4 protein-coding genes are annotated in these 4,436 nt (G+C 73.9%); 2 read left to right on the top strand and 2 right to left on the bottom strand.

Features of this window, described 5'->3' with window-relative positions; genetic code table 11:
* The coding region (locus tag AB0O21_RS40270) for a DUF2510 domain-containing protein (RefSeq protein WP_365180941.1) at positions 1–509 on the bottom strand (509 nt) is incomplete at its 3' end.
* Between the two features lie 266 nt (positions 510–775).
* On the opposite strand from AB0O21_RS40270, the gene AB0O21_RS40275 reads away from it, so the two are divergent.
* Positions 776–1,255, top strand: coding sequence for an SsgA family sporulation/cell division regulator (locus tag AB0O21_RS40275; RefSeq protein WP_365180944.1), 480 nt, complete (start codon positions 776–778; stop codon positions 1,253–1,255).
* Positions 1,256–1,260: 5 nt separating this feature from the next.
* On the opposite strand, the gene AB0O21_RS40280 is transcribed toward AB0O21_RS40275, so the two are convergent.
* On the bottom strand, positions 1,261–2,628 hold the full coding sequence (locus tag AB0O21_RS40280; RefSeq protein WP_365180947.1) for an FAD-linked oxidase C-terminal domain-containing protein: 1,368 nt from the start codon (positions 2,626–2,628) through the stop codon (positions 1,261–1,263).
* A gap of 96 nt (positions 2,629–2,724) precedes the next feature.
* On the opposite strand from AB0O21_RS40280, the gene AB0O21_RS40285 reads away from it, so the two are divergent.
* Positions 2,725–4,248: a tetratricopeptide repeat protein gene (locus AB0O21_RS40285; RefSeq protein WP_365180950.1), complete on the top strand. Its 1,524-nt coding sequence runs from the start codon at positions 2,725–2,727 to the stop codon at positions 4,246–4,248.
* The last annotated feature ends 188 nt before the right edge of the window (positions 4,249–4,436 follow it).

Below are 4,436 nucleotides of genomic sequence, written 5' to 3' on the forward strand. Positions count from 1 at the left end.
TTCCAGGGGTCGGAGGGCCGAGGGTGGCCCAGTTCGGCGTCCTGCGGGGACGCCCCACCGCCCACCCGTCCCCGTCGGAACCGGTCCTCCTCGGCGTCGGCGGGGCCGGGGGCCGCGTCGTGTCCGCCGTCCTGCGGGGACGCCCCGCCGCCCACCCGTCCCCGTCGGAACCGGTCCTCCTCGGCAGGGCTGGCGGGGGCGGGGATGTGTTCGCCGTCCTGCGGGGACGCCCCGCCGCCCGCCCGTCCCCGTCGGAACCGGTCGTCGCCCGTGCCGCCGGCCGGTTCCTGGGGGCGGACCAGGGAGATGCCCGGGCGGTCCGGGTTCGGTTCGCTGCCCCATGAGACGCGGCGGTCGCGCGGGCCGCCGAAGCCCTCCTGGTGGACCGGGTCGGCCTGCCACGCCGCCGGTTCGGCGGGGCGGCTCGTACCCGGTACCCAGGACAGGCCGTTCCAGTACCGGACGAACCCGGGGATGGACGGATCGGGGTAGTAACCCTCTCGGGCCACGTGCTCTCCGTCACCAGGGGAGGCCGTCAATGTCCCCAACTCCGTTCGTGGCTTGAGGCTTGCGCAAGGGAGGACCATAGCCAAGAACCCCTGTGCGGCATGGGTGGTAACGGGAGAATCCAAACCTTCGGGCGAAGGCGAGTTTCGGTCAGCCGACAGAATCCGGCCAATCCGCGGAAGTCGCGTCATGGGTGGGGACTTCGGCGCTCTCTCCCGGTGTGGGGCCAGATCCCGGTCCCACAGCGACACCGCGAAGTGAGGCCGTCATGCACCACCACCCCGTCATCGAGCGCGAGCTGGAACTGAAGCTGGTCCTGTCCCCCGAGCGTTCCCTCCCCGTGCCCGCCCGGCTCCTCTACCTCACGGACGACCCGTACGCCGTGCACATCACCTTCCACACCGGCTCCAGCACCCCGGTGAACTGGACCTTCGCCCGCGAGCTGCTGGTCGAGGGGGTGTTCCGGCCGTGCGGTCACGGGGACGTACGGATCTGGCCGACCAAGGTCGACAACGCGTCCGTGCTCTGCATGGCGCTCAGCTCACCCGACGGGGACGCGCTGCTGGAGGCCCCCGCCGCGTCGGTCTCGGCCTGGCTGGAGCGGACCCTGCGCGTCGTGCCGCCCGGCACCGAGGCCGAGCGGCTGGGGCTGGACGACGCGCTGGCCGAGCTGCTCGCCCCGACGCCGGCGGATGAGTTGTGGCTGCGCGATCCGTGGCCCTCGGACGAGTCGGACGGTGAGCTGTGACGCCGTCAGAAGAGTTTGCCCGGGTTGAGGAGGTTCAGGGGGTCGAAGGCGGACTTGACCGCCCGCTGCATTTCCAGGCCGACCGGGCCGAGTTCCCGGGCCAGCCACTCCTTTTTGAGCACCCCGATGCCGTGCTCGCCGGTGATCGTGCCGTCGAGGGACAGGCCGAGGGCCATGATCTCGCCGAAGGACTCGCGGGCCCGGCGCGTCTCGTCCTCGTCGGCGGGGTCGAAGCAGACGATCGGGTGGGTGTTGCCGTCGCCCGCGTGCGCGCAGACCCCGATGAGCAGGTCGTGCGCGCGGGCGATGGCGGCCGTGCCGTCCAGCATCTCCGCGAGCCGCGAGCGCGGTACGCACACGTCGTCGATCATCGTGGCCGGCCTCAGGGCCTCCAGTCCGGGGAAGGCCATCCGGCGGGCCTGGAGGAGCAGTTCGGACTCCGCCTCGTCCTCGGCGGGCACGACGTCGGTGGCCCCGGCGGCCGTGCACAGGTCGGCGACGGCCGCGAGGTCCTCGGGGGCGTGCGGGGTGTCGAAGGCCGCGAGGAGGAGGGCCTCGGTGGATTCGGGGAGGCCCATCTTGCCGAGCGCGTTGACGGCGCGGACGGTCGTACGGTCCATCAGTTCCAGGAGGGACGGCGTCAGCCCGGCCTCCATGACGGCGCAGACGGCCTCGCAGGCGGCCGCGACGGAGGGGAACTCGGCGGCCAGCGCGAGCTGCCGGGGCGGGGCCGGGCGGAGCGCGAGGACGGCCTGGACGACGATGCCGAGGCTGCCTTCGGAGCCGACGAAGAGGCGGGTGAGGTCGTAGCCGGCGACGCCCTTGGCGGTGCGGCGGCCGGTGCGCAGGAGGCGTCCGTCGGCCAGGACCACGTCGAGGCCGAGCACGTACTCGGCGGTGACGCCGTACTTGACGCAGCACAGGCCTCCGGAGGCGGTGCCGATGTTGCCGCCGATGGTGCACTGCTCCCAACTGGAGGGGTCGGGCGGGTAGTACAGGCCCTGTTCGGCGACGGCGCGGGAGAGGACGGCGTTGACGACGCCCGGTTCCACGACGGCGATCCGGTCGACGGGGCTGATCTCCAGGATCCGGTCCATCTTGACGAGCGAGAGCACGATGCAGCCGTCGGAGGCGTTGGCGCCGCCGGAGAGGCCCGTACGGGCGCCCTGCGGGACGACGGGGATCCGTAGGGCGGTGGCGGTGCGCATGGCGTGCTGGACCTGCTCCACGGTCCGGGGCAGGACGACGGCGGCGGGCTCGCCCGCCGGGCAGAAGCTGGCCATGTCGGTGGCGTAGGAGGCGGTCACCTGCGGGTCGGTGAGCAGGGCCTCGGCGGGGAGTCCGTCCAGCAGGCGCGCGTAGAGGTCGTCCATGTGACCAGAGTGGCAGTCGGGGCCATCGGTGTGAACACGCCGACGACCCTCTTCGGACACCGCGGCGGGATCTTCATATTGACGCACAGTGACTCCATGGAGCGTATGGACATCGTCGAGGAAGCACAGCAGCCGGCGCCGCCCGTGACCTTCACCGGCCGCAAGACGCTCGTGGCGGCCGCGGTCGCGGTGGTCCTGATCGCCGGGGCCCTGCTGATCAGGCCGGCCCGGACGGGTGACGACGCCCGCCCGCCGGGGCCGAGCGAGCGGGCCGCGTCGGCGGTCGGCATGGGCGCGCCCGTGGCGGCGGTGGACCTGACGGCGCTGGTCGCGGACCGGGAGAAGTGGCTCGCCAAGCACGCCGACGACGAGGCGTCGTGGGCCGTGCTGGGCGCGGCCTATCTGGAGCAGGCGCGGCGCACGGCCGATTCGGGCTGGTACCCGAAGGCGGAGAAGGCGCTGAAGCGGTCGCTGGAGCTCCGCCCGGCCGAGAAGGGCAACTTCGACGCGATGACGGGCATGGGCAGCCTCGCCAACGCCCGGCGGGACTTCGGCACCGGGAAGAAGTGGGGCGAGCTCGTACGGGCGCAGGCGCCGCAGCGGTGGACGGCGTACCCGGTGCTCGTGGACGCGTACTCGGGGCTCGGCGACTACAAGGGCGCGCAGCGGGCGATGGAGCGGCTGCTGGAGCTGCGGCCGGGCCTGGCGGCGTACGTGAGGGCCTCGCAGGTGTACCGGGACCGCGGCTGGCGCGAGGACGCGGCGGTGGCGATGGAGCAGGCCGCGGGCGATGCGAAGGCCCCGGCGGAGAAGGCGTACGCGCTGTTCCGGCTCGGGGAGCTGTCCTGGGAGCGGGGCGAGACGGAGGAGGCCCTGGGCTACTACGAGGGCGCCCTGCGGGCCGACCCGGCGCAGGCCCAGGCCATGGGCGGCCGGGCGCGCGCGCTGGCCGCGCTGGGGCGGGGCGGGGAGGCGGTCCGGGACTACCGGCTGGCGCTGGGGCGGGCGCCGGTGCCGCAGGTGGCGCGGGAGCTCGGCGAGCTGCTGGAGTCGCTGGGGCGCGGGGAGGAGGCGCGGGAGGCGTACGACATGCTGGGCGGGCTGGCGGCCCGCGACGGCACGAACGGGGTCGACGACGACGTGGTGCTGGGCCTGTACGAGGCGGACCACGGCGATCCGGCGGCGGCGGTGCGGCGGCTCTCGGAGGAGTGGTCGCGGCACAAGAGCGTGCAGGTCGCGGACGCGCTGGGGTGGGCGCTGCACAAGGCGGGCGACGACGTGGCGGCGCTGGAGTACGCGAAGAAGGCGACGGACACCGGGCTGCGGAGCGCGGAGTTCTCGTACCACCGGGCGATGATCGAGCGGGGCGTCGGCGACGAGGCGGCGACGCGGCGCCACTTGCAGGAGGCCCTGCGCACCAACCCGGGCTTCTCCCCGCTGCGGAGTCCGCTGGCGAAGGAGGCCCTGGCGGCGATCGCCGCGCCGCCGCCGGGGGGCCCGGAGAACATCCTCCCGACCACGCCGTGGGTGGCCCCGGACCTCCCGAAGCCGAACCCGGTGGTGAAGCCGGTGTCGAAGCCCGCGCCGAAGCCGTCCCCGTCGCCGTCCCCGTCACCCTGACCGTGGCCGCGCCCCCTCCCCTCCCGGGGGCGCGGCTCAAAGACCTGGGGCTCCGCCCCAGAGCCCGCTCCTCAAACGCCGGAGGGGCTGGATTCGGCTGCTGCCGTCCGGCGAAAACCCAGCCCCTCCGGCGTTTGAGGAGCGGGGGTCCGGGGGCAGAGCCCCCGGCAACAGATAGGAAGAGCGGG

The sequence above is a fragment of the Streptomyces sp. NPDC091371 genome (assembly GCF_040684275.1).
GTDB lineage: Bacteria > Actinomycetota > Actinomycetes > Streptomycetales > Streptomycetaceae > Streptomyces.

Bases quoted from the DNA above. Each gene is read 5' to 3' on its own strand.
- AB0O21_RS40280 (WP_365180947.1), bottom strand. From the start codon at position 2,628: ATGGACGACCTCTACGCGCGCCTGCTGGACGGACTCCCCGCCGAGGCC.
- AB0O21_RS40285 (WP_365180950.1), top strand. From the start codon at position 2,725: ATGGAGCGTATGGACATCGTCGAGGAAGCACAGCAGCCGGCGCCGCCC.
- AB0O21_RS40275 (WP_365180944.1), top strand. From the start codon at position 776: ATGCACCACCACCCCGTCATCGAGCGCGAGCTGGAACTGAAGCTGGTC.